Below are 24,197 nucleotides of genomic sequence, written 5' to 3'. Positions count from 1 at the left end.
ATAGCGCGACTATAAAATCATGTCAATCGTACGGCACGTCGCGTTCTCCCGTATGGGTTTATCGCCTATACGGGAGAACTACGCGTAGTTAGCGCTTCTTGCCGGACTTGCCGACCTTGCCAAACGTGAACGCGCGGACGATCGCCACAATGCCAAGTGCAACCAACGCGCATCCGCCAAACAGAATCAGCCAACCGGTGGAGGCCAGCGGGCTGAACAGCATGATGCAGCCGGCCACAATCGAAATCAGCGCGTAAATCACAGCCCATGCGGAACTTGGCATATGCCACGACTCAACCAGCGCCATCACGCCTTCCATCATCCAGCCGAGGCCCACCACCATAGTGACGAGCACTGCCAGCATGGCGCCGGACAGGGTCGCATTCTTCAGCATGACCACGCCACCGACTGTCAGCAACAGGCCGACCAGAATGTCAAGCACGCGCCAGCCTTCCGGCAGACCGAGCTCCACAATTGCGGTGACGATACGGATCACGCCGGAAATCACGAAATACGCGCCCAACGCAACCGCGGCGATCTTCAGCGTCACCCCCGGCCAGATGAGTAGCGCAATGCCGAGCACAATCGCCATCACGCCGAGCACGCCGTACACACCGCGAATGGCATTCTTCGCGCGTTGCGGCAGCCACGATTCCACCAACTTGAACGGGCTTACCGGCTCCCACTCGCCACTGTCGTTGCTATGGCTATTCGGGTTGTAACCATACGGATTACCGTACGGATATCCATACGGATTGCCGTACGGGTTGCCATATGGATTGCCGGAATAGCGAGGGGTCTGCTCGGCATCTGGTCCGCCGCTTTGTGGACCGTCCTGCTGTTGCGATTGCTGCGCTTGCTGGCTCGGTGCATAGGCGCCGTATCCCGGCTGCGGTGGTTGACTGGGGTCGTTGGGATTGCTGGGATTCATATTTGGATAGCTCATGATGCCCTCCTTCAGAAAAACATGCTTTGAGGCGTCGTTTGCTTCAAAGACGTGCTTTCATTTTAGGCACCCTGCCTGTTTTCAGCCATCAACAGAATCGGCCGGCCTGCCTATTGGCAAGTCGGCCGGAATTATGCCGCGAATCGGCGGTTATGCTTGAGGCTGAAGCTGGCTTAGCTTAGAACAGCTTGAGCTGAACGTTAAGGCTGAGCGGCTGGCCGGCGGGCAGCTGGTACTGCTCATGCACCGGCGACATCCACGAATCGTCGCCGCCGACGCCCATTTGCGCGGCCAGCAGACGCAGGAACATGTGACGCGGCTTCGGCAGCTCATCCTGATGCAGCGCCTCTTCCAGCATCGTGCTCGAATACGGCAGTAGGCTCATCGCGAACGGCTTTGCGCCGGCACCGCGCTTCACGCGCACACCGTGGCCGGAATCGTCCGTGATCTCCGCCCAACGCACATCCTCATGATTGCCGGTTTCCTGCGGCAGCAGGTACGGCGCGCAATCATCGCCAGCCGTCGTGCTCCATACACCCAGCTTCGCGTGCCTGCGGTCGGCGTACGTCTCTTCCGGACCGGCGCCGTAGAATCGCAGGTTCGCATATTCCACCGGCAGCGCCCATTCGATACCGAACGCCGGAATCGTTGGCAGATCGCCGTTCTTCTCGCCTGGATACTCGACGTCGAGCGAAACGAGGCCGGCCGTGTCGGCAACGTAACGGACCGTCACTTTCGTGCGCTGCGGAATCGCCAATTCGTACGTATACGTGGCTTCCACGGCATTTTCTCCACGATTTGCAATCGCGCAGTCGACGCAACGCGCATACTTTCCTGCGACCGCCCACGCGGCACGTTCGAAAGCGTGTCCAGCACCGCGATCGTTGTCCGTCAGCGGACGGAACGTGGTGATCGACGGGCGGCGCAGCACGAATTCGCGCTCGCCGAACGTATATGAAACCATACCCCCTTGTGTGCGGGAGAACAGTGCTTCACGACCCTGTCCGCGCACGCCGGCGTTCCAGCGGCCAAGGGTGACGGTGCCGTCGGCCGGAGCTCCGGCCGCGTCAACGGCATCTGCAGTGGTCTTCGCACCTGCCACCACGCACTGGCCGAACGCCAGCTCGTAGCCGGCCGGTGCCCAATCGCAAGCGTTGCCAAGCTGCTGCGATACCTCCAAAACCAGCTCTTCGGCGTTGCTGCGGTAGTCATCAACCGGCCAATCGACTTCGAATGAAGCGCTCTCGCCGGCGGCCACGTCGAAACGGCGCGTAGTCGACCATACCGGCTTGCCGTCGGCCAAAATCCGCAGCACGAAGCGATAATCGCCCGTAGACACGAACAGATTGTCATTCGTAATACGCGCTTCATCGACCGAAACCGCAATTTTCACGTTCGCATACAGCTGCTTGACTTCCTGCGCTTTCGGCGAGGGGGTGCGGTCGGCGAACAGCAGGCCGTCGCCGGAGAATTCGTAATCGCTTGGACGATCGCCGAAATCGCCGCCGTAGCACATGCGTGTCGTGCCGTCGGGCAGCTTGGTCTCGATTGCCTGGTCGATGAAATCCCAAATGAAACCGCCCTGGTACATCGGGTAGCGTTCCAACGCCGTGTATTCGTCCATATTGCCGCACGAATTGCCCATTGCGTGCATGTATTCGCAGGAAATGTACGGCTTCTTTGGACCGTCCGTATGTGCCGGGCTGCCGTCGTTCAGATAGCGTTCGATTTCGTCAGCATGCGCGTACATACGGCTTTCGATGTCCGTCACATCCTCGAATTCGCGCATGTGCACGGAACCCTCGTAATGTACCGGACGATTCGGATCAATCGTGTGCGCGTGGCGATACATCGCACGGAACACCTCGCCCGCGCTCGACTCGTTGCCAAGCGACCAGATCAGCACGCTCGGATGGTTGTAATCGCGGCGCATCATGCTGTTGATGCGGTCCACGCACGCGCCCTCCCATTCGGGGCGGCTGCCGGGGATGCCGTCTTCAGGACGCTCGACATTGTTTGCCACCCACGTGCCGTGCGTCTCCATATTCGTCTCGTCGATCAGATACAGACCGTACTCGTCGCACAGGTCGTACCAATACTCCTGGTTGGGGTAGTGGGAGGTGCGGATGGCGTTGATGTTGTGCCGCTTGCAGAAGACCACGTCGGAAAGCATGTCCTCGCGGGTGATCGCGCGGCCGCGCTTCGCGTCGAATTCGTGGCGGTCCGCGCCCTTGAACACGATGCGCTTGCCATTGAGCGTCATAATGCCGTTTTCGATGCGGAACGTGCGGAAGCCGATCTTCTGCGTCACGGTTTCGATGATGGCGCCGTCATGTCCGACGACGCGTACGGTCAGCGTGTACAGCGTCGGCGATTCCGCGCTCCACGGCACGATGTTCGTCATTTTGCCGGAATTAAGGGCGATTTCGCCGTTGCAGGCCTGCGTTGATTCCCATACGACATTTCCGTCGCCGTCGCGCAGCGTGCTTTCGATAGTCATCGCGTCGGCGGGGTTGCGCAAGGTGAGTGCCGCGTTGAGTTCGGCGGTGTCGGCCGTACCGGCGGTGTCGGCTGCGGTGTAGTCGGCTTCAAGCTGCACGGTTTCGACGTGCGTATGCGGCTGGGCGGCGAGCTCGACGGTGCGGAACAGGCCGTGCAGTCGCCAGAAATCCTGGTCTTCCAGCCAAGAGGCGCTCGAATATTCGTAGCAGGCGACGGTGAGCGTATGCTCGGCTTCGGGGGAATCGGCGGCGTTGCCATTGCCGTTTCGCAGCGCTTCCGTCACATCGAATTCGCTCGGCGTGAATCCGTCCTCGCCGTAACCCACGAACGTGCCGTCAAGCCATACGTAGATCGCGGTGGCGGCACCGTGGAAGGTGAGGCTGACCGTGCCGTCGTTTTCCAGCGTGCGCGCAAGCTGCGCGTCGAGCGCGAATCGACGGCGGTAGATCGCCACATGGTTGTTTTCCGGAATATTTGGCGCCTGCGGATCCTCGTGACCGTCCCACGGATATTGGATGTTGACGTACTTGTTCTTGAGATAGCCGGCCATCTGCAAGTGGCCCGGCACCTCGATCGCGCCGAAATCGCCATCCTCGAAATCGACGGCCGCGAACGGAGCGCTTTCCACGTCCACGTTGCGCGCTTGTTCGATACGAACCTTCCATTCGCCGTCGAGGCTCTGCTTCGGCTCGCTCGTCTCGCCGATGACATATCGGTGGCTGGAATGTGCCGGCTTGCGGTTCGCTGCGAACACCGTCGGATCGGTGAGCCAGCTTGCACTTGCCGTGGTTGCATGTACGATTGCGAGTTCGGCTGTATCTGCCATCTTGCATCCCCCTGTATTACTTGGTGTCACTGCATCGTTGCGGTTGCGCCGTGCGATGTTGCACGACCGTTTAGTAATGAATTTTACTAACTACCGATAATATATCACACTTCATGGTATCGTGCATCCGTCGCGTGCCATGCATCGTTCCGCCACATGTCCATTTTTTCACACGCCGAGGATGTGCGATAATAACAGGATGCGCCGATGGCGTCCGCCCGGTGCCCACAACCGCGCAGCGTTGCCTCGCCTTTGCAAAATGCTTGCGATTCCGCGGATTTTCGATTTCCGCGATTCGAGGCATACGTAAGACGGGGGAGAGCTGACTACTCCGCGGCGCTCCCAAGGAGATCACCATGGATGATCGCAAGAAAGATCAGTCCATCCAGTCCCATGCCAATTTTGACGGCGATTCCGCTACGGGCGATCGCACGCAGATTCGGCAGGATCAGCAAAACCAGCAGCCGCCACAAATCGACCCGTCGCTTGCCGACGCGCAAGCCGTGGCCGCATCGCTCGGCGTCGATCCGAACACCGGTCTGAGCCAAGCCGAAGCTGAACGCCGACTCGCGCAATACGGGCCGAACGAGCTCGCATCCGCACCACCCGTGCCAAAATGGAAGAAGTTCCTGGCGCAGTTCAAAGACCCCCTCGTCTACCTGCTGCTCGCTGCCACCGGCATCTCGCTTGTCGCATGGTTCATCGAAAAAGCCAACGCTGCGCCAGGCGCGGAAGGCGGCGAAATACTGCCGTTCGACGCCATCGTCATTGTGCTTATCCTTATCGTCAACGCGGTACTCGGCTACATTCAGGAATCGAAAGCGGAAGAAGCCGTCGAAGCGCTCTCCCAAATGACCGCGCCGCAAACCAACGTGCTGCGCGACGGCAAAATCGCACGCATCAACACCGTCGACGTGGTGCCGGGAGACATGGTCGTGCTCGGTGAAGGCGACTCCATTCCCGCCGACGGACGTCTGCTCGCTTCCGCCAGCCTGCGCGTGGCGGAAGCGAGCCTGACCGGTGAAAGCGTACCGGTCGGCAAAAACGTCGACACACTTGCCGAAGCCAAGGCCTTGGGTGATCGCGCCAATATGGTGTTCAACGGCACGTCCGTGACGCAAGGCACCGGCCGCGCAATCGTGACGAGCACCGGCATGCGCACGCAGGTCGGTAAAATCGCGGACCTTCTGCAGGCCACGGATGATGATGACAGTCCGCTGCAGAAGGAAATGAACTACGTTTCCAAGATTCTCGGCATCGCGGTGTGCATTATCGCGGCGGTCGTGCTGGTGGCGCTTGCGCTGACCGAAGGCTTCAACGACATCCACGACGTAATCGATTCGCTGCTGCTATCCGTTTCGCTGGCCGTCGCGGCCGTGCCGGAAGGGCTCGCCGCGATTCTGACAGTCGTGCTCGCGCTCGGCGTGCGCCGCATGGCCGAACATCATGCGATCGTCAAGAAACTGCATTCCGTGGAAACGCTCGGTTCCGCGTCGGTGATCTGCTCCGACAAAACCGGCACGCTCACCCGCAACGAGATGACGGTGGAACGCGTGGTCACGCCGAGCGGTGAGGTGCAGCTGACCGGCACCGGCTATGCGCCAGAAGGCAGAATGATTGCGATTTCCGATGCCGGGCTTACATCCACCCCGTCGCTCGCGCAGGAAGCGGCACAGCTTGAAGCCGTTGCCACGCTCGCAGTGGGCGCGCTGGCCAACGACGGCGAACTGCGCGAAAACACAGGTGCCGGCGATGGTTCCGCTGCTTCCGACATAACGTGGGAAGCCGTCGGCGACCCGACCGAAGTGTCGCTTATCGTCGCCGCACGTAAGGTGAAGGCCGATCGCAAGTACGCGAACTACACGCGCGTGGGCGAGATTCCCTTCACTTCCGATCGCAAACGCATGACCGTCGTCGCGCAGGATAACACTGATGCCGGGCGTCTCACCGTCTTTGCTAAAGGCGCCCCCGACGTGCTGCTCGGCTACTGCAGCCGCATCGCGGTCAACGGTGCCGTACGACCGATGACGCAAGGCGATCGCCAGCAGATCCTCGCCGCCGTGGAACGCCTGTCCGCCGAAGCGTATCGTACGCTGGGCCAGGCGTACCGGCCACTCGGCACCGCGTCGCTCGCCGCAGTGCCGGGCGTGCGCATCAACGCCGCCGGTCACGTCGCCGACATCGCCGACCAAAGCGATGTGCTGGAAAGCGACTTGATCTGGGTCGGTATGGTCGGCATCATCGATCCGCCGCGTACCGAAGTGCGCGATTCCGTCGCCGAAGCGCATCGCGCCGGCATCCGCACCGTCATGATTACCGGTGACCATCCGCTTACCGCGGCACGCATCGCCAGCGATCTGGGCATTATTGAAACGGACGGAGACGGCAGCTCGGTCGGCAGCGCCGACCTTAGTAGCAAAGTGCTCACCGGCGTTCAACTCGACGAGCTGCCGGACGAGCAAGCGTTCGACAAGGCCACCCGCGAAATCTCCGTGTACGCGCGCGTTGCGCCGGAACACAAGCTGAAAATCGTCGAATCGCTGCAACGGCAAGGCAATATCGTGGCTATGACCGGCGACGGCGTAAACGATGCTCCCGCCGTCAAAACCGCGGACATCGGCGTCGCGATGGGCATCACCGGTACCGAAGTTACCAAGCAGAGTGCCAAGATGATCCTCGCCGACGACAACTTCAGCACCATCGTCGAGGCGGTACGCGAAGGCCGTGGCATTTTCGACAACATCCGTAAGTTCCTGCGCTATCTGCTGAGCTCCAACGTCGGCGAGGTGTTCACCGTCTTCGGCGGTGTGATGCTCGCCGGATTCCTCGGCATCACCCAGCCTGGCAGCCAAGGTGTCACCGTGCCGCTGCTCGCCACGCAGCTGCTGTGGATCAACCTGCTTACCGACGCAGCTCCGGCGCTCGCCATGGGCGTCGATCCGTCCACCGACGACGTGATGGCACGCAAACCGCGCAAACTCACCGATCGCGTGATCGACGGACAGATGTGGGGCGACATCATTTTCATCGGTTTGATTATGGCTGCCGTCACGCTGATTGGCATGGACATGCACCTCGCCGGAGGTCTGTTCACGGACCGTTCCGTGGATGCTGTCGGACATGATGCGCAAATGACTGAGGCGCGCACGATGGGCTTCACCATCCTTGTGTTTGCGCAGATGCTCAACGCGCTGTGCTCTCGCTCGCACGACCAATCGGTGTTCGTTGGACTGTTCGCTAACAAATGGCTGTGGGGTGCGATTGCGTTGTCTGCGCTGTTGCAGGTGGTGGTGATTTACGTGCCGTTCCTCAACACCGCGTTCGGCACGATGCCTCTGTCCGCCGGCGCGTGGGTCGAATGCCTTGGATTGGCGATGGTCGTGCTCGTCGCGTCCGAGTTGCGTAAGTGCGTTCTACGTGCGATGCGTGAGTAGCCTGTCGTTTTCCGGCCTCCAATCCGCATTTTGCTGTGTCGTGAGCCGTTGCAGCGGCAAAATGCGGATGGGTGCTCGTTGCATCCGTCTTATAGCGCCGCCGCGCTAGACTGGATTGCGATTGGCGGGCGCGCATTGGTTGCGCGTCCGTTCGTATGACGATTGTTCCGGCGTTTTTTTGGAGGAATTTCGATGCTGCTGTCCGATCGCGACATTCTCGCCGCACAGGCCGACGGTCATATCTCACTCGATCCGTGGACCCCGGAGATGGTGCAGCCGGCATCGATTGACGTGCGATTGGACCGTTTCTTCCGTTTGTTTAACAATCATGCGTACACGTACGTGGATCCGGCTGAGAATCAGGGCGAGCTGACCGAACAGTTCGAAGTCAAACCGGACGAACCGTGGATCCTGCACCCGGGCGAGTTCGCGCTCGGGTCCACATGGGAGTATGTGAAGCTCGATGCATCCATCGCGGCTCGTCTTGAAGGCAAAAGCTCGCTCGGTCGTCTCGGCATCCTTACCCACTCCACCGCGGGCTTCATCGACCCTGGCTTTGAAGGTCATATCACGCTGGAATTGTCCAATGTGTCGACACTGCCGGTGAAGCTGTGGCCGGGCATGAAGATCGGCCAGATGTGCTTCTTCCAGCTGAGCTCGCCGGCCGAGCATCCGTACGGTTCCGCCACGACCGGTTCGCACTATCAGGGCCAGCGCGGTCCGACCCCGAGCCGTTCCTACGTGAACTTCTATAAGGCCGACATCACCGACTAATCCGACTGTTCTAACTGGCCCGGATCTACAGGATGCCCGGCGCGATGTTGTGCGCGGCAAGCCAATCGCGCAAATCGCTGAACTCCTCCATACTTACGGAATGGTCGAGCCCACGATAGCTTTTCTCCGTAAGGAACGTGTGCTCGTCCAGCCACGCGGCGGTCGCGAACAGTTCCGGCATGGGAATCACGGTATCGTTCTTGCCATAGCCGAAGAACGTCGGAATGTTGAGTTCAGCCACGCGATCGTCCGCCGGCGCGGTTCCCGCAACAGTGCCGGGCGCAAGAAAACCGGACAACGAAATCGTCGCCGCGTAGCGTTCCGGGTGCACGCGCAGCAAGTGAATCGCCAGCAGACCGCCCTGCGAAAAACCAATCGGCACCACGGCACGGTCGTCGGGAATGTTCGCCGAAACCCAATCGTCGATTGCTTTCGCTGCGGCGAATGCGTCACGGTCCAAATCCTCGCCGGTATCCACACAATCATGCAGCCACGAGTACGCGCCGGGTGCAAAGCGGCCAGCCGGCTGCAACGTCAGCGGCGCGCGCAACGAGGCGAAATCGTTGTATGGCGCGACGTAGCGCATCATGTCGGCCAAGTCCGTCTCGTTCGACCCCCAGCCGTGCAGACACAGGAACAACGGTCGTTTCGGCGCGGTGTTGCCGCCGCCGCGCGAATACTGCACATGCGTGATTTGCAGCGGTTCACCGAAACGTCCCGGCACCACGTCCGATTCGCGGCCGATCAGCTTGGTCTTATCATTGCTGTCTGCGCTGCCTGTTGTGTTTTCGATTGCGTCGCTCATGATTTCCAATATAGCGTGCGATTGTGGCGTACGCTCGCAGTGCGAAAAGATCCGTGAAAAGGGACGTGAAACAAGCCGTGAAACAAGCTGGGAAAGGGAGGCGAAGCAAGCGGCGAAAAAAGAAGACCCCGGCGGGATCGGCCACCGGGGAGAGAAAGGAGAGAGAAGAAGAAAGGGTTCAATTGTCGGGAACTTCGCGGCTCCCGGTCGGCTTGTGGTGCTGACAATTCATATATAAACATCCGATTCTGAGTGGACGTCTGGTGTTTTCTGGGAACTTCCTGAGAATTCCGTACGGGGGTACCCTGACGTGGCGTGCTGGCGCCACGCCAGATCGTCAGATCTGCGCGTCCGCATCCACGCTCATCACATACACGTTGCGTCGCAGCTGCTTGCTTTGCGCGCGCGTGATGTCGCCGGCCTCATACATGTCCTGGATCACGCCCAGCTCGATGCCGTAGCTTTCGCGCTTGACCTCCTCGGCCTGTTCCTGCGCTTCGGCGCTGATGCCCATATTCGGACGCGCCCTCAACGCGGATTCGCTGCGTCGGTAGTCCAACAGCAGGCCGGAGCAGTGCTCGGTGTTGTACGTGTCGCCGCCCATCTCCTCATACAGTCGGTCGATCACATGTTCGATCGCATCCACCTGCACCACACGCGTATGCGCGAACAGCTCATCGTCGCTGAACAGCGGGGTCGTGCGCCGGATACGGCTGTTCACGCGTTTCGCCAACGTGCCCATGCGCCGCTGCAGCGCCTTGTACCGGCCTTTGACGCGCCAGATCATACGGCCTGAATTGTGTGCGGTTTCGATGTGGCGCAGCGAGCTCATGATCTGGTCGAGCAGGCGCTCGCAGGCCTCGGCCTCCAGATCGTTCGCGGCGCGGTTCTCGGCGGGATTCGCCTTGATTGCCGCGCGCACGCCCGCCAGACGGTTCTTGACGTACTCCTTCTCCCAGTTGAGCGCGTCGATCTGCAGCTGCATATACCCCTGCGGATCGATTTCGCCGGTGCGCTGTTTCAACCGCGTGATGCGTTTCGTATAGGAATCGATGACCATAAGCACCGCCCGACGGTTGTCCGGCGTGACACGGCCCGACAGCTCTTCGACCGTCCGCCGCAGCACTTCGATGGTGATCTCCGTCATTTCCGTCGACGTGTCCTTGTCGCGATTCGGCGCGAGCAGCGGCAGCAGGAAATTCGCCAGCAGCAGCGTCACCACGATCACGCCGGCGGCTATAAAGATCAGTTCGTCGCGCATCGGGAAGTTCGCGCCGGCCGCCAGCGTGTAGGGGATCGTGAACATCAACGACAGCGTGATGGTGCCCTTCGGTCCGCCGAATGTCATGACCGCGGCGGAACGCCAGCGCTGCGCCGTCATTTTGCGCCGCTTGCCGGTGGTGGTGTCGCGCGCGAGCCGGAGCATCAGCGAGATCCACAGGAACCGCATGGCGATCACCACGGCGGAGACGGTGAGGATCGCGCACATCAGCAGGCCGTTGCTGATGTGCGGATCATCCCAGCTGGCCGACATCGCGTTCGGCAGCAGCATGCCGAGCAGGATGAACACTGTGCCGTTGAGCGAGAACGACAGCACGCCCCACACGCTTGACGATACGATGTTCGTGCGTGCCACATTCGGTCCGATGCCGGTGCGATCGAATCGGATGATCAGGCCCGCGGCCACGACCGACAGAATGCCGGAGACGTGGACCGCCTCTGCACCCAGATACAGGATGAACGGCAGGAATAGCTCCATGAGAATGCGGCTGGTAGTCGTTTCCCAGCCGAGGGAGCGCAGTGATTCGAACAGCAGGTCGGCCATGGTGCCCACCACAAGGCCGAAGATCGCGCCGCCGAAGAACGAGATCACGAATTGCGCGGCCGATTCGCCCACTTCGAACACGCCGCTGACCGCCGCCGCGATGGCGAACTGGAAGCCGACGATACCGGAAGCGTCGTTGAACAACGATTCACCCTTCAGTACGCTCGTTTGGCGTTCGGTCAGCGCCGCCTCCTTGCCGAGCGACGACACTGCGACCGCATCGGTCGGCCCGAGCGCGGCACCGAGCGCAAGTGCCGCAGCGAGCGGAATCGCCGGCCAGACGGTGTGCAATGCGAAACCGACCGCCACCATGGTCGCGATCGCCAGGCCGATCGCCAGCGACAATGACAGTTTGACGGATTTCAGTAGCTCGGTTTTGTCAATCTCATGCGCTTCCAAATACAGCAGCGGCGCGATGAACAGCACCATGAACAGTTCAGGGCTGAGCGTCACGTCCGGAAAGAACGGCAGCTGTGATGCCAGCGCGCCCAACGCGATCTGCACGAGCGGCGTGGAGACCTTGGGTATGAAACGACTTAAGAAGGAGGATAATACGACGGCAGCGATGATGCATAGAATCAACTCGAATACCGCCAACGTGCCTCCTTCGCGCGTATTTCCCAACCTTTTCCAGCCTACCAAGAGGCGGTTATGAGCGTGTTTCGCCATGGGCTGACGTTCGTGCCGCTTCGGTTGGGTGCGCAGGTCGGGCATGCAGGTCGGACGTGCGGACCAGTCGTGCGGAGCGGTCGTATGGCCGCCGCTACACTGTGGCGTATGCGATGGGACGATGATATGGAACCGGCGATCGCGCTGGCCCGCGAAGCCGCTGCGGATGGCGAGGTGCCGGTCGGTGCCGTCGTGCTTGCCGCTGACGGACAGGTGATTGGCCGCGGGCGGAACCTGCGTGAGACGCATGCCGATCCGCTTGCCCACGCCGAAGTCAAGGCGATGGCTGAAGCGGCCGCCTCGCTTGACACTTGGAATCTCGCTGATTGCACGCTTGTCGTTACGTTGGAGCCGTGCCCTATGTGCGCCGGTGCCTGCCTGCAGACGCATATCGGACGTATTGTGTTCGGTGCGTGGGATGCCAAGTTGGGTGCATGCGGTTCGGTATGGGATATTCCCCGCGATCCGCACGTCGGACTTGTACCGGAAGTGATTGGCGGTGTGCGCGAAGCAGAATGCGGGCGATTGATGACCGATTTCTTCGCGCGCCGACGCTAATTACTTTCCGAAAGAAACAAACACGCAGGGCGACGAGAAGAAAAGCGGTATGCAGTACCATCAAAGCGTCATACCAACCAAGAATCGCAAGAAAAGGATGCTGCAATGACGCTCATTCAGACTTTCCACGGCACCGCTTCCAACGGCACACCCCTTACCGCCGTGTATGCCGAGCAGCCGGCTGCCGCCGCAGCTTTTGCTCTGGTGTTCCCCGGCAGCGATTTGCCGAGATTCGTGCATTGGGGCCGCCCGCTCACCGCACCGGAAACCGTGATCAACACGTTCGACGCGCTCGCTCCGCAGCGTGTTTCCGGAGCCCTCGACTACACCGCATGGCCGAGCGTGCTGCCGACACAGTCCGAAGCGTGGTCCGGCTCTGACCGTTTCGACGTGCGCCGTGACGGCGTGGAACTGTTCTGCAAGTTCCAGGTCACCGCCATCGAAGCCGAAACCGTGGCCGCCGGCAAAACCTACACCATGGCCGAAAAAGACGGCTACCCCAGCTGGAGCGTGGCCTCCGAGCCCAAGCAGACGCCTACCGTCACCGTCACTGCCGAGGACGTGGAACAATGCGTGAAACTTACGTGGACCTGTGAGCTCGATGAAACCGGCCTCATCCGCCAGCATGCGGAGGTGACGAACACCGGCGAGGGACGACTCGAGATCGGCAAGATCGAACTTGCATTCAGCGTGCCCGCCGACGCCAACGAGATCCTCACCACCACCGGTCACCATCTGCGTGAGCGTTCCCCACAGCGCCAGGACTTCACCATCGGGCGCTTCGCCAAATCCTCCATGATCGGCCGCCCCGACTTCGACGCCACCCTGCTGCTCAGCGTTGGCGAACACGGCTTCGGTTTCACCCACGGCAACGTCTACTCCGCGCACGTGGCATGGAGCGGCAACAGCGTGCTGTCCGCGGAACGACTGCCCTACACCACTGGCGTGATCGGTGGCGGCGAAGTGCTCTTCGGCGGCGAAGTCGGTCTGGAACACGGTGAAAGCTACACCACGCCATGGCTCGTCGGCTCTTACGGCGAGGGGCTCAACGAAGTCGCCTCACGCTTCCACGGTTACATCCGCCGCGTGCACCGCGACTGGCTCGTGGACCATGGCATCGCGCCCAAACCGCGTCCGGTCATCCTCAACACATGGGAAGCCGTCTACTTCAACCACGATTACGACACCCTGACCGCGCTCGCAGACAAGGCCGTGGAAAGCGGCGTGGAACGCTTCGTCGTGGATGATGGCTGGTTCGGTGCCCGCCGAGACGACACCGCCGGTCTGGGCGATTGGCAGATCTCACAGGACGTTTGGCCCGATGGGGACAAGTCCCTCAAGGCGCTCGCCGACTACGTGCACGGCAAAGGCATGGAGTTCGGCCTGTGGTTCGAACCGGAAATGGTCAACCCGGACTCCGATATGTTCCGCGCCCACCCGGACTGGGTGCTGAAGCCCACCGCCAACCGTCTGCCGATGCAGGGGCGCACTCAGCAGGTCGTCGATCTCACCAATCCTGACGCGTACGCGTACATCTACGGCGCCATGGACAAGCTCGTCGGCGAACTCGGCATCGACTACATCAAATGGGATCACAACAAATACGTCACCGAAGCGGTGTCGCCGCGCACCGGACGTCCCGCCGTGCACAACCAGACGCTCGCCGTGTATCGGATCTTCACCGACCTGAAAGCGGCCCATCCCGGTCTGGAAATCGAAAGCTGCTCGTCCGGCGGCGGCCGCGTCGACCTCGGTATCCTCGAAGTCTCCGATCGTATCTGGGGTTCCGACTGCGTCGACCCGGTGGAACGCGCCGACATCCAGCGCTACACGTCGCTGCTCGTGCCGCCGGAGATGATCGGAGAGCACGTGGGCGCTTCCCCGGCGCATTCCACGCACCGCGCCACCTCCCAGGAGATGCGCATGGCCATGGCCTTCTTCGGCCACATGGGCATCGAATGGAATCTGCTCAAGGAACCGCAGGAGGACATCGACAAGCTCGCCGAATGGACGGCCGAATTCAAAAAGCATCGCGAATGGTTCGCCGTCGACACCGCGGTGCATTCCGACGCCGCCGATCCGGCCGTGCGCGTGGACGGCTGCGTCATGCCGAACAAGGCTGCCGCGATCTACCGCTTCACGCAGCTGACCACGTCGCAGACCTACCCGGCCGCTCCCGTGAAGCTGCCCGGCCTCGATCCGGACGCCGTATACGTGGTGTCCCCGCTCGACGTGAGCCTCGACCTGGCCAAGCAGGACATCGGCAACGGCCAGAGCCCGCTCGGCTGGTGGACCGCCGACGGTGTGAAGATGACCGGCCGCGCGCTCGCCACCTACGGCATCCGTCCGCCGGCAATTCATCCGGCGCAAGCCGTCCTGTTCAAGGTGGTGCGCGTCTGAAGTAACTGGTTTACTTTCTGATTCGCTTCCGATTTATTTTTGATTTGCCGGCACTGACCCCCTTCAGCGCCGGCAAATCGTGTAATCAGCCTATGTACCGGCTGTATCGGTCTGCGTAGTCAGCCCACATACTGCCGAATCGCCTGCGCGGCGGCGGCTTTGCCCCACATCGCCCAGTCGTGGTCGGCGATTTCGAAATCGACCGGCGCCGCCTGGCTGTGCCGGTACATATTGATGCCGTTGCGCAGGTCGCCCACGCCGAGTTTCGCGATGAACGACGATTCGCCGGCGATCATGATTTTGTCGGGCATGGCAAGATTGGCGATGGTCGCGATCAGCGTGCCCAACCGGAAGCAGGTGCGGTTCACCAGATTCGTGGCCTGTGTTTTGCTGGCGCGCGCGGCGGCCGCGAATTCGTCGAATGTGGCCGGCCGGCCGATTATCTTCGAATATTCCGTTGCGATCGAATTGTCAGTCAGGCACGTCGCGCATCCCTTATGTCCGGAAATGCAGCGCGGTCCGTCCGGATCGACAAGAATGTGCCCGACCAGTCCGTAGCTTTTATCGGGATTGTTGACAGGCTCGCCGTTCACGGTGAGCGAGTAGCCTACGCCGATGCCGATCGTCACCACGGCGAAACTGTTCAATCCGACGCCCGAGCCGAACAGGCATGCGTCCACCGCCAACGAATCGATATCGTTGTAAATGCCGGTCGGCAGGCCGGTCGCCTTGCGAATCATCGCCGAAAATTCCACCGGCTTCGACCAGTGCAGGAACGGTGCGAACGTCGTCACCGAATCGTCCGTGATATGTCCGCCCAATGAGACGCCGACCGCGCACGGTGCGGGCAGGCCCGACATGACCGCCTCGTCGGCGCAATCCATGGTCAGCTGTTTGATGACGTCGACCACCGATTCCGGCGAATCGTCGTCGAGCGGCAGGTCATGGCAGCCGGTCACAATCTGCCCAAGCGCGTTTACTGTTACGGCAGTGATATGGGTGGTGTTGATTTTCATGCCGACGAACGTGCGCGCATTGGCGATGATGCGCAGTCCGGTCTGCGGACGGCCGCGACGTTCCGTATTTTCTTTCTGGATTGACTTTTGTGCCGATTTCCGCAAGAAATCTTTCGGTAACTTGCCGCCATGCCCCGCTGCCATTGGCGTCTCTTCGATCACGCCAGCGTAAATCAAATCACTGGTGATGCGCGATACCGCGCCTTGCGAAAGGCCAAGGATCTGTGCCAGCGTGATGCGCGAAATCGGACCGTACTTCATAATGCAGGCCGCAACCTTATGTGTGTACTCCGAGCCTTCAAACCAGTGTGGAATCGGGGAAATCGCCATATCGGACCGTCCTTACCGTCTATTTTCTTTCCAAGAATAACAAAATAACCGTTTTTTATTTCCGTACAGTGCGGGCGCGCGGAAACTGGGAATGAAAACAAGCCGATTCTACAATTAAAAAGCAACGGAGGCTGGTAATGAAGCCGGCCTGCCGTGAAAAAGGAAAATACAAAGGAGTCGAGAGAATGAAACCTGATTCCAATGCCAACACAGGCACCTTCAGGCGGATCGCGGGCCGTGCTATTACGGCTGCATGCGCGATTGTGCTGACGGTTGGGCTCGCGGGCTGCGGCAACAGCACCGCCGGCACGGTCACCTTGGATTTCTTCCAATTCAAGTCCGAGGCGGCGGATTGGTTCACCGCCAAGGCGCGTGAATTCGAGAAAACCCATTCCAACATCAAAGTCAATGTCAACAATTCGTCGGACGCCACCACCGATCTGCGCACGCGACTGGTGAAGAACCGCGAACCCGACGTCATCACCATCAACGGCGACATCAATTACGGCATGCTCGCCGAAGCGGGCGTCTTCCACGATTTCACCGACGACGAGATCGTCGACGAGCTCAATCCGGGCATGGTGAACATCGCGAAGAGCCTCGTGCAGACCACCGACAAGTCCAAGAAGCGTCTGTACGGTATTCCGTACGCGGGCAACGCAAGCGGCTACATCATCAACGCCGATGTGTGGAAGCAGGCCGGCGAGGATCCGGACAATCCGCCGCAGACGTGGAGCGAATTCATCGCGCTGCTCAAGCGGCTCAAGGCCAAGGGCGTCACGCCGGTTGAGGCGAGCACCGCCGATCCGTGGACGTTGCAGGCGCCGCTTGCATCGCTGAATTCGACGCTGGTGCCGGAATCGGAATACGCGTATCTCAAGGACGGCAGCAAGACCTTCTCCGACTTGTGGACGCCCGTCAGCGGCAAGCTGATTGAAATTTACCAGAACTACACGCAGAAGAATCCGGCCGTCACCTACCAGCAGGCTACGCAGGACATCGCTTCCGGCAAGGCCGCGATTCTGCCGCTCGGCACGTACGCGATTCCGCAGATCCGTCTGATCAACAAGGACGCCAATCTGCGGTTCGCGCAGATGCCGGCCACCGACAACGTCAAGGAACAGCAGCTGACCGCCGGCGACGACGTGATGCTGACGATCGGCGCGCATACGAAGCATTACACCGAGGCTCGCGAATTCGTCGACTTCCTGATGAGCGAGGAGAACGTGCAGGATTACTCCAAGCAGCAGTCTGCGTTCACCCCGTACAAGGATACGTACGTCGGCGATGAAGCGTTGAATGGCGTGCTCGACTTCTACAAGGCCGGCAAGCTGGCTGATTTCTGTGACCACTACGTGCCGGCAAGCATCAACCTCGCCGGTTTCCTGCAGACGTTGGTGCAGTCGGGCAATACTAAACGATTCCTGAACAGCATGCAGTCGGAATACGACAAGATCGAAGCCAGGAACTTTAGGTGAGGGGAGGAACGACAATGACTGGCAATATCTCGGCCAAGGCTGACAAGGCCGCCGCAAAGAAGCCGAAGAAGGTTTCGAAATACTCCAAGCGCAAGGTCGATCCGGCGTTCTACTGGATGACCATTCCCGCGATGATTCTCGTGTGCATCTTCCTGTACCTGCCGTTCCTGCAGGGCGCGATGTACTCGTTCACCAATTCGCAGGGTTACGGCGATTACAAGTTCATCGGCTTCAAGAACTACATCGCGATGTTCCAGGACGCACGCGTCGGCCACGCGTATCTGTTCACGATTTTCATCGCGATTCTGATCACGCTCGGCACGAACATCCTCGGCATGTTCCTGGCGGTGCTGCTGAACTCCAAAATCGCCTTCAAGAACGGCTTCCGAGCCATCTTCTTCATTCCGTACACCCTGTCGGTGCTGGTCATCGGCTACGTGTTCAAGTACATCTTCATGACCCCGCTGCCGGCCCTCGGCCAGGCGCTGCACATCGATTGGCTGTCCACATCCATGATCTCCAATCCGGATCTGGCATGGTTCCCGATCGTGTTCCTGTCCATCTGGCAGGGTGTGGCCTACTCCACGCTGCTGTACTTGGCGGGTCTGCAGACCATCGACAACGAAATCTATGAGGCCGCGTCCATCGACGGCGTGAACGCCTGGCAGAACTTCTGGCAGATCACGTTCCCGCTGATTGGCCCGTTCTTCACCATCAACATGGTGCTGAGCCTCAAGAACTCGCTCGGCGCGTTCGACCAGGTCATGGCATTGACCAAGGGCGGTCCGGATTCCAAGACCGAAACCGTCTCCTACCTGATCTTCCAGAACGGCCTGGGCAACGGCGAATACTCCTACCAGATGGCGAACGCGGTCACGTTCTTCATCGTGCTGGCAATCCTCGCATTCGTGCAGCTGAAGTTCTTCAGCGGCAAGGAAAAGGTCTGAGAGTAAGGGGAAGAAATTATGACTAGCGCAACTGTTGCAACCAAGCCGGCCGCCGCGCAAAGCGGACAATCGCAAGCGAAGCCGGAGAAGATCCGCAAGGACCACAGCATCAACTGGTGGCTGACGGCGGCCGTCGCCGTGCTGAGCCTGACGGTGCTCGTGCCGCTGTACTTCGCCGTCGTCACCGCGCTGAAGACGCCGGGCGAAGCGGGCACGTTCAGCCTGCCGACCACGTGGGAATGGCATAATTTCGCGGACGCGTGGAACAAGGTGAACTATCCGAAGGCCGCGCTCAATTCCGCGATCATCACCGTGTGCGCTGTGGTGCTGACGCTGCTGACGAACACGTTCGTCGCGTACGCCGTGGCAAGGAACATGGATAAGCGGTTCTTCCGCTTCCTGTACTACTTCTTCCTGGCCATGATGTTCGTGCCGTTCACCGTCGTCATGCTGCCGATCGCCAAGGAAATGGGCACCCTGCACCTGGACAACCAGCTCGGTCTGATCATTCTGTACACGATTCTCGGCATCGGCACGAACCTGTTCATCGCGATCGGCTTCATCCGTTCGATTCCGATTTCGTTGGAAGAGGCGGCGCGCATCGACGGCGCTTCGACCTGGCGCATCTTCTGGACGATCATCTTCCCGCTGATGGGACCGATCAACGCCACGATCGCCATCCTGACCGCACTGTGGGCGTGGAACGACTTCCTGCTGCCGCTGATCACGCTGACCGACCAGAGCAATCAGACGATTCCGCTGGCGCAGTACGTGTTCCAGAGCCAGTTCACGTCGAACTACCCGATGGCCTTCGCCTCCTACCTGATGGCCATGGCCCCGGTCCTCATCGTCTACATCTTCGCCCAAAAGTGGGTCGTCGGTGGTGTGATGAGAGGAGCCGTTAAGTGAACAGTCCTGTGGACTGTTCATAGGTTCCTCCTGAGCGAGCCGATAGGCGAGCGAAGGCAGGAACAACGCGGCCGTAGGCCGTCTGCTTGTGAAGTAAAACTTCACAGCGCCGAGCGGGAATCCTCGTTTCCCCTTTTTCGAGGATTCCTGCTTTTCGTATGCATTGATGTGATTCCGAAAGGCGCATCCCGCTTGCAATATATCTTTCATTTCCTGCTTTGCAAAACGCGCCGCAGGCAAGAAAGAAAAAACGCTTTACGTACCATGGGATATAGCAAAGTTCATCCATTCCACTTAGGCAAAGGAGCTCAATCGCGATGACGAATTTCAATCGTTCCACTCTTCCTGACACCGTCCGTTCGAATGGCGCCACCCCGAATCCATGGTGGGCCAACGCGGTGGTCTACCAGATCTATCCCCGTTCCTTCCAGGATTCCAATGGCGACGGCATCGGCGATCTGAAGGGCATCACCAGCCGCCTCGACTATCTTGCCGACCTTGGCGTGGACGTGCTGTGGCTGTCCCCGGTCTTCAAGTCCCCGCAGGACGACAACGGCTACGACATCTCCGACTACCAGGACATCGATCCGCTGTTCGGCACGATGGCCGATATGGACGAGCTGCTTGCCGAAGCGCACAAGCGCGGCCTGAAGGTCATCATGGACCTGGTCGTGAACCACACGTCCGACGAGCACGCCTGGTTCCAGGCTTCCCGCGACAAGAACGATCCTCATGCGGATTGGTATTGGTGGCGTCCCGCCAAGCCGGGCCATGAGCCGGGCACTCCGGGCGCCGAGCCGAACCAGTGGGGCTCCTACTTCGGCGGCTCCGCATGGGAGTACGACCCGAAGCGCGGCGAATACTTCTTCCACCAGTACTCCAAGAAGCAGCCCGACCTCAACTGGGAGAACCCGGAGGTGCGCAAGGCCGTCTACAAGATGATGAATTGGTGGATGGATCGCGGCATCGACGGCTTCCGCATGGACGTGATCACCCAGATCTCCAAGACCGTCGACAAGAACGGCAGGCTGCCGGGCGAGGACGGTTCCGAAATCGCCGATCTGCCGGTCGGCGAGGAAGGCTATTCCAGCCCGTTCCCGTTCTGCTCCGACGGTCCGCGCATCGACGAGTTCCTCGCCGAAATGCGCCGTGAGGTATTCGAAGGCCGTGAAGGCTACATCAACGTGGGCGAGGCTCCGGGCATCACCCCGGCCCGTAACGAGCACGTCACCGATCCGGCCAACAAGGAACTTGACATGCTATTCCTGTTCGACCATGTCGGCATCGACCAGGAAGGCTCCAAGTGGAATACCGTGCCGTTCGAGGTCAAAAACCTGCGCGACCGTATGACCGAGCAGCAGGAGGCCGTGAGGAAGGCCGGTTGGGCCAGCCTGTTCTTCTGCAATCATGACCAGCCGCGCGTGGTCTCCCGTTGGGGCAACGACTCCGACCGCGATTCGCGCGAGCTGAGCGCCAAGGCGTTCGGCATGGTGCTGCACATGCATCGTGGCACTCCGTACATTTACGAAGGCGAGGAGCTGGGTATGACCAACGCCCACTTCACCAAGCTGGAACAGTACCGCGATTTGGAGGCCCTCAATGGCTATCGCCAGCGCGTGGAGGAAGCCAAGTGCCAGTCGTCCGAATCCATGATGGCCGCCCTCGCCCTCATCGGCCGCGACAACGCGCGCACCCCCATGCAGTGGGACGCCTCCAAATACGCCGGCTTCACCGCGCCAGACGCGCCCGTCGAACCATGGATCAGCGTCAACCCGAATCATGTGGAAATCAACGCGGCCGAGGAATTCGACGATCCGGATTCCGTGTACACGTTCTACAAGAAGCTCATCGCCATGCGGCACAACAGCGCCACCATCTCCACTGGCGAATGGCATCTGCTCGCCGCCGACAGCGATCAGGTGTATGCTTTCACGCGCACCAATGGCGACGACACGATTCTTGTCGTGGTCAACCTCACCGACAGGTCCGCGGCGCTGCCTTCGGACGTGGCGGAGCTGCTTTCCGACGGCGTGTCCGATCCGCAAGTACTGCTCAGCACCTATGATGCTATGCATAGTGTTAAATCGATCGCTCGTGGCGAGCTCGCTCGCTGGGAGGGAGTCGTGATTCAGCTCTGATCGATCTTTCCCTATAACTCTCTGCGGAACGTCTGGCAGGTTCATCACGAAACCTGTCGGACGTTTCTTTTTTCCGTGCGATTCTGAGGCACGGCCGGGATTCGATTGCGATTCGGCAATCGCACGGCATTTTCGGCAGACGTGCGCTTACAATAACGTCCATGGAACAAAACGAGGTGCTCAAAGCATTGCGGCGTGATCATGCCGCTGAATTGAAACTGGCCGCCGAACGACTGAAGGGCACCGCACGCCACACGGAGATTATTCCGTCCCCGGTGCTGTCCGAGATGACCGGACATGAGATTCTGCTCAAGCCGGAGAATCTCCAGGTCACTGGGTCATTCAAGATTCGTGGCGCGTATAACAAGATCGCATCGTTGTCCGACGAGCAGCTTGCGCATGGCATCGTCACCGCTTCCGCAGGCAACCATGCCCAAGGCGTGGCATACGCGGCCCGTGAGCGTGGCGCGAAGGCCACCATCTGCATGCCGCAGATCACGCCGCCGTTGAAGGTGGACGCCACCAAGGCTTACGGCGCTGATGTGGTGCTGTGCGGCGAGGTGTTCGATGAATCCGCCGCCCACGCGCAGGAACTCAGCGATACCGAAGGCATGATTTACGTGCCGCCGTTCGATGATTATGAGGTGCTGTGCGGACAGGGCACCATCGGTCTTGAGATTCTCGAAGACGTGCCTAACGTCACCGACGTGGTTGTGCCCTTGGGCGGCGGCGGTCTGGGCGCGGGCGTGGCGCTCGCCATCAAGACGTTCAAGCCGGAAGTGCGCGTGATCGGCGCCATTCCGGAAGGCAGCCCGGCATGGAAGAATTCGTTGGCCGCCGGTCGCGTCGTCGCAGCCGACCAGGTGCGTACCTCCGCCGAAGGCGTTGCCGTGAAGCGTCCGGGCGACCTGACCTTCGCGCTGCTCAACGAGTTCCTCGACGATCTGGTCACCGTCACCGAGCGCGACATCAACGAGATGATCCTGCTCATGCTGGAGAAGCACAAGCTGGTGGTCGAGGCTGCTGGTGCCGTGTCCTTGGCTGCGCTCGAGCATCTGAATCTACGTTCGCGCAAGTTCGCCGAAGCACAGGGTCCGCATGTGGTGGTGCCGATTCTTTCCGGTGGCAATGAGGATACTGTCTCCATCAGCGCGGTGATTCAGAAGGGCATGATTGCCCGTGGCCGCATCATGAACTTCGAGGTTGAGCTTCCGGATACCCCTGGCCAGCTTGTCAAGGTGGCCACGATTCTGGCCGAGCAGCGCGCTAACGTCATCGCACTCGATCACGACCAGTTCAAGGCTTCCAGCCATTACACTGATTCGGTTTCCTTGGGCGTCACCGTTGAGACCAACGGCCCTGAGCACATCGACCGCATCCTTGACGCGATGCGCGCGGCCGGTTTCCAGCCCAAGCGCATCTACTGATTTCCCACGGTGGATAAGCGCGGATTCTCGCATATCTTCCGCATTAAAGAAGGCTCCTCAAACCCAATCAGGTTGAGGAGCCTTGCTTGTTCATTCGGTGTTATTTGCCCTGTTCCGCGGCGATTGTCTCGTCGACCAACTGCGGCAGCGCAATCGCAATATCGTCGCGGATAAGCCGTGTGGCCAGGCGATCGTATTGCGTGCGTCCCATGTTCATGATGGTGATCGGCACGCCCGCCTGTGCCGCGACCGGCACAATGCTCGCCGCCGGCATCACTTCCAGCGTGGAGCCGATCACCCACAATTCGTCGGCCTGCGCCGCCAGACGGTATGACTTTTCAATCGCACCATCCGGCAGCGCTTCGCCAAAGTAGACGACGTCGGTTTTGATCAGCCCATTGCATGGCATATTGCCGCTGTATGGCAGCTTGCGATGGCAGTGCGGATCCGGCTCATTGTCGAGGTTCGCCATAATGTCCGCCGTGTTGTATTTCGCATGGCATTTCATGCAATGCGAAGTGCCGATGGTGCCGTGCAGGTTGACGATGACGTTGCTGCTGTTGCCCGCCTTCTCATGTAGCGCGTCAAAATTCTGCGTGGCCAGCAAGGTCAGCATGCCCGCTTGTTCCAGTTTGACGAGCGCTTTGTGTGCGGTGCCCGGCTGCGCGTTCCATACTGGCGATTCCTTTTGCCAGCGCCAGGAATACTCGCGGTCTTCCTTATTGGCTAGGAACGCGTCGATGTCGTACACGTTCATTTGCTCGGGATGTTTGGTCCAGACGCCGTCCGGGCCGCGGAAGTCAGGGATGCCTGCGGACGTGGAGATGCCTGCGCCCGTCAATACTGCGATTTTTTTGCTCATACCTCCATACATACCACCGCGCGGTTTCCTCCGTATGTGTCTTTTTCGGCTTTCCGACCGTATTTGGAAGCCGTTGCAGGCTCACGACACGCCCGTAGACAGGTTTTTCTGATGAATTTCAGGCCGCTTTGAGGCTTGTCTGAAGCATTTCTGCGATGATGTGGCGTGCGATAGGCGGTTTTCGACACGCCGATGAATGCGTTGCGCCGCAAGGGTTTTTACGGGGTTTGCGGAATGCCGATTTGCGCAAGTGGACGGGTTCGTGTAAGTTAATCCCTTGCTGCCGCTCAGCGAGTGTCCGGTTCACTCCGGATTGCGAGGTGGGTGAGTGGTGGTGGTTTGAGAACTCAA

Annotated in this window: 15 protein-coding genes; 9 read left to right on the top strand and 6 right to left on the bottom strand. The window is 60.1% G+C overall.

Features of this window, described 5'->3' with window-relative positions:
- Nucleotides 1-88: 88 nt before the first annotated feature.
- Entirely contained in the window at nucleotides 89-946 is an 858-nt protein-coding gene (locus tag KSX58_RS09475) for an HdeD family acid-resistance protein (RefSeq protein WP_237976490.1), read from the bottom strand.
- Nucleotides 947-1,124: 178 nt separating this feature from the next.
- Complete coding sequence (gene bgaC / locus KSX58_RS09470; protein ID WP_217736220.1) at nucleotides 1,125-4,274, bottom strand: beta-galactosidase BgaC; 3,150 nt, start codon at nucleotides 4,272-4,274, stop codon at nucleotides 1,125-1,127.
- A 356-nt stretch (nucleotides 4,275-4,630) separates the two neighbouring features.
- Between bgaC and KSX58_RS09465 the strand changes: the two genes are divergently transcribed.
- Together KSX58_RS09465 and dcd are read left to right on the top strand one after the other, a co-directional pair.
- Complete coding sequence (locus KSX58_RS09465; RefSeq protein WP_217736219.1) at nucleotides 4,631-7,708, top strand: cation-translocating P-type ATPase; 3,078 nt, start codon at nucleotides 4,631-4,633, stop codon at nucleotides 7,706-7,708.
- Nucleotides 7,709-7,900: 192 nt separating this feature from the next.
- Nucleotides 7,901-8,482 (top strand): dCTP deaminase, encoded by a 582-nt coding sequence (gene dcd, locus KSX58_RS09460; RefSeq protein ID WP_011743875.1) that lies wholly within the window; start codon nucleotides 7,901-7,903, stop codon nucleotides 8,480-8,482.
- A gap of 25 nt (nucleotides 8,483-8,507) precedes the next feature.
- Here dcd and KSX58_RS09455 read toward each other — a convergent pair whose 3' ends face one another.
- On the bottom strand, nucleotides 8,508-9,287 hold the full coding sequence (locus KSX58_RS09455) for an alpha/beta hydrolase (protein WP_035011473.1): 780 nt from the start codon (nucleotides 9,285-9,287) through the stop codon (nucleotides 8,508-8,510).
- Nucleotides 9,288-9,624: 337 nt separating this feature from the next.
- Nucleotides 9,625-11,709: a sodium:proton antiporter gene (locus tag KSX58_RS09450; protein WP_151912695.1), complete on the bottom strand. Its 2,085-nt coding sequence runs from the start codon at nucleotides 11,707-11,709 to the stop codon at nucleotides 9,625-9,627.
- Between the two features lie 180 nt (nucleotides 11,710-11,889).
- Here KSX58_RS09450 and KSX58_RS09445 point away from each other — a divergent pair, with 180 nt between their 5' ends.
- Both KSX58_RS09445 and KSX58_RS09440 read left to right on the top strand, forming a co-directional pair.
- Nucleotides 11,890-12,339, top strand: coding sequence for a nucleoside deaminase (locus KSX58_RS09445; protein WP_055055059.1), 450 nt, complete (start codon nucleotides 11,890-11,892; stop codon nucleotides 12,337-12,339).
- Nucleotides 12,340-12,444: 105 nt separating this feature from the next.
- Nucleotides 12,445-14,739 carry an alpha-galactosidase gene (locus KSX58_RS09440; protein WP_217736218.1) on the top strand — a complete coding sequence of 765 codons (2,295 nt, stop codon included), beginning with the start codon at nucleotides 12,445-12,447 and terminating at the stop codon, nucleotides 14,737-14,739.
- A gap of 119 nt (nucleotides 14,740-14,858) precedes the next feature.
- Here KSX58_RS09440 and KSX58_RS09435 read toward each other — a convergent pair whose 3' ends face one another.
- Nucleotides 14,859-16,085: an ROK family protein gene (locus KSX58_RS09435; RefSeq protein WP_217736217.1), complete on the bottom strand. Its 1,227-nt coding sequence runs from the start codon at nucleotides 16,083-16,085 to the stop codon at nucleotides 14,859-14,861.
- A gap of 185 nt (nucleotides 16,086-16,270) precedes the next feature.
- On the opposite strand from KSX58_RS09435, the gene KSX58_RS09430 reads away from it, so the two are divergent.
- The 5 genes from KSX58_RS09430 (at nucleotide 16,271) to ilvA (ending at nucleotide 22,984) form a co-directional block, all read left to right on the top strand.
- Nucleotides 16,271-17,563, top strand: coding sequence for an ABC transporter substrate-binding protein (locus KSX58_RS09430; protein ID WP_011743869.1), 1,293 nt, complete (start codon nucleotides 16,271-16,273; stop codon nucleotides 17,561-17,563).
- A gap of 14 nt (nucleotides 17,564-17,577) precedes the next feature.
- Nucleotides 17,578-18,510: a carbohydrate ABC transporter permease gene (locus KSX58_RS09425; RefSeq protein ID WP_003806502.1), complete on the top strand. Its 933-nt coding sequence runs from the start codon at nucleotides 17,578-17,580 to the stop codon at nucleotides 18,508-18,510.
- 18 nt (nucleotides 18,511-18,528) lie between these two features.
- Nucleotides 18,529-19,419: a carbohydrate ABC transporter permease gene (locus tag KSX58_RS09420; RefSeq protein WP_003806499.1), complete on the top strand. Its 891-nt coding sequence runs from the start codon at nucleotides 18,529-18,531 to the stop codon at nucleotides 19,417-19,419.
- A 317-nt stretch (nucleotides 19,420-19,736) separates the two neighbouring features.
- The gene (locus KSX58_RS09415; protein ID WP_038445227.1) at nucleotides 19,737-21,557 is read left to right on the top strand and encodes an alpha-glucosidase; all 1,821 of its coding nucleotides are present in this window, start codon (nucleotides 19,737-19,739) and stop codon (nucleotides 21,555-21,557) included.
- A 161-nt stretch (nucleotides 21,558-21,718) separates the two neighbouring features.
- Nucleotides 21,719-22,984 (top strand): threonine ammonia-lyase, encoded by a 1,266-nt coding sequence (ilvA, locus tag KSX58_RS09410; protein WP_117838883.1) that lies wholly within the window; start codon nucleotides 21,719-21,721, stop codon nucleotides 22,982-22,984.
- A 100-nt stretch (nucleotides 22,985-23,084) separates the two neighbouring features.
- Here the strand turns inward: ilvA and KSX58_RS09405 are convergent, their stop codons facing one another.
- Nucleotides 23,085-23,846, bottom strand: a complete 762-nt coding sequence (locus KSX58_RS09405; protein WP_217752087.1) for a Sir2 family NAD-dependent protein deacetylase — start codon at nucleotides 23,844-23,846, stop codon at nucleotides 23,085-23,087.
- Nucleotides 23,847-24,197: the final 351 nt, after the last annotated feature.

It is taken from the genome of Bifidobacterium sp. MSK.17.10 (genome assembly GCF_019129655.1).
Lineage (GTDB): Bacteria > Actinomycetota > Actinomycetes > Actinomycetales > Bifidobacteriaceae > Bifidobacterium > Bifidobacterium adolescentis.
The sequence above is the reverse complement of the archived record's forward strand: the minus strand, read 5'-3'. Positions and strand labels throughout refer to the sequence as shown.

Bases quoted from the DNA above. Each gene is read 5' to 3' on its own strand.
- KSX58_RS09475 (WP_237976490.1), bottom strand. From the start codon at position 946: ATGAGCTATCCAAATATGAATCCCAGCAATCCCAACGACCCCAGTCAA.
- bgaC (WP_217736220.1), bottom strand. From the start codon at position 4,274: ATGGCAGATACAGCCGAACTCGCAATCGTACATGCAACCACGGCAAGT.
- KSX58_RS09465 (WP_217736219.1), top strand. From the start codon at position 4,631: ATGGATGATCGCAAGAAAGATCAGTCCATCCAGTCCCATGCCAATTTT.
- dcd (WP_011743875.1), top strand. From the start codon at position 7,901: ATGCTGCTGTCCGATCGCGACATTCTCGCCGCACAGGCCGACGGTCAT.
- KSX58_RS09455 (WP_035011473.1), bottom strand. From the start codon at position 9,287: ATGAGCGACGCAATCGAAAACACAACAGGCAGCGCAGACAGCAATGAT.
- KSX58_RS09445 (WP_055055059.1), top strand. From the start codon at position 11,890: ATGCGATGGGACGATGATATGGAACCGGCGATCGCGCTGGCCCGCGAA.
- KSX58_RS09440 (WP_217736218.1), top strand. From the start codon at position 12,445: ATGACGCTCATTCAGACTTTCCACGGCACCGCTTCCAACGGCACACCC.
- KSX58_RS09435 (WP_217736217.1), bottom strand. From the start codon at position 16,085: ATGGCGATTTCCCCGATTCCACACTGGTTTGAAGGCTCGGAGTACACA.
- KSX58_RS09430 (WP_011743869.1), top strand. From the start codon at position 16,271: ATGAAACCTGATTCCAATGCCAACACAGGCACCTTCAGGCGGATCGCG.
- KSX58_RS09425 (WP_003806502.1), top strand. From the start codon at position 17,578: ATGACTGGCAATATCTCGGCCAAGGCTGACAAGGCCGCCGCAAAGAAG.
- KSX58_RS09420 (WP_003806499.1), top strand. From the start codon at position 18,529: ATGACTAGCGCAACTGTTGCAACCAAGCCGGCCGCCGCGCAAAGCGGA.
- KSX58_RS09415 (WP_038445227.1), top strand. From the start codon at position 19,737: ATGACGAATTTCAATCGTTCCACTCTTCCTGACACCGTCCGTTCGAAT.
- ilvA (WP_117838883.1), top strand. From the start codon at position 21,719: ATGGAACAAAACGAGGTGCTCAAAGCATTGCGGCGTGATCATGCCGCT.
- KSX58_RS09405 (WP_217752087.1), bottom strand. From the start codon at position 23,846: ATGAGCAAAAAAATCGCAGTATTGACGGGCGCAGGCATCTCCACGTCC.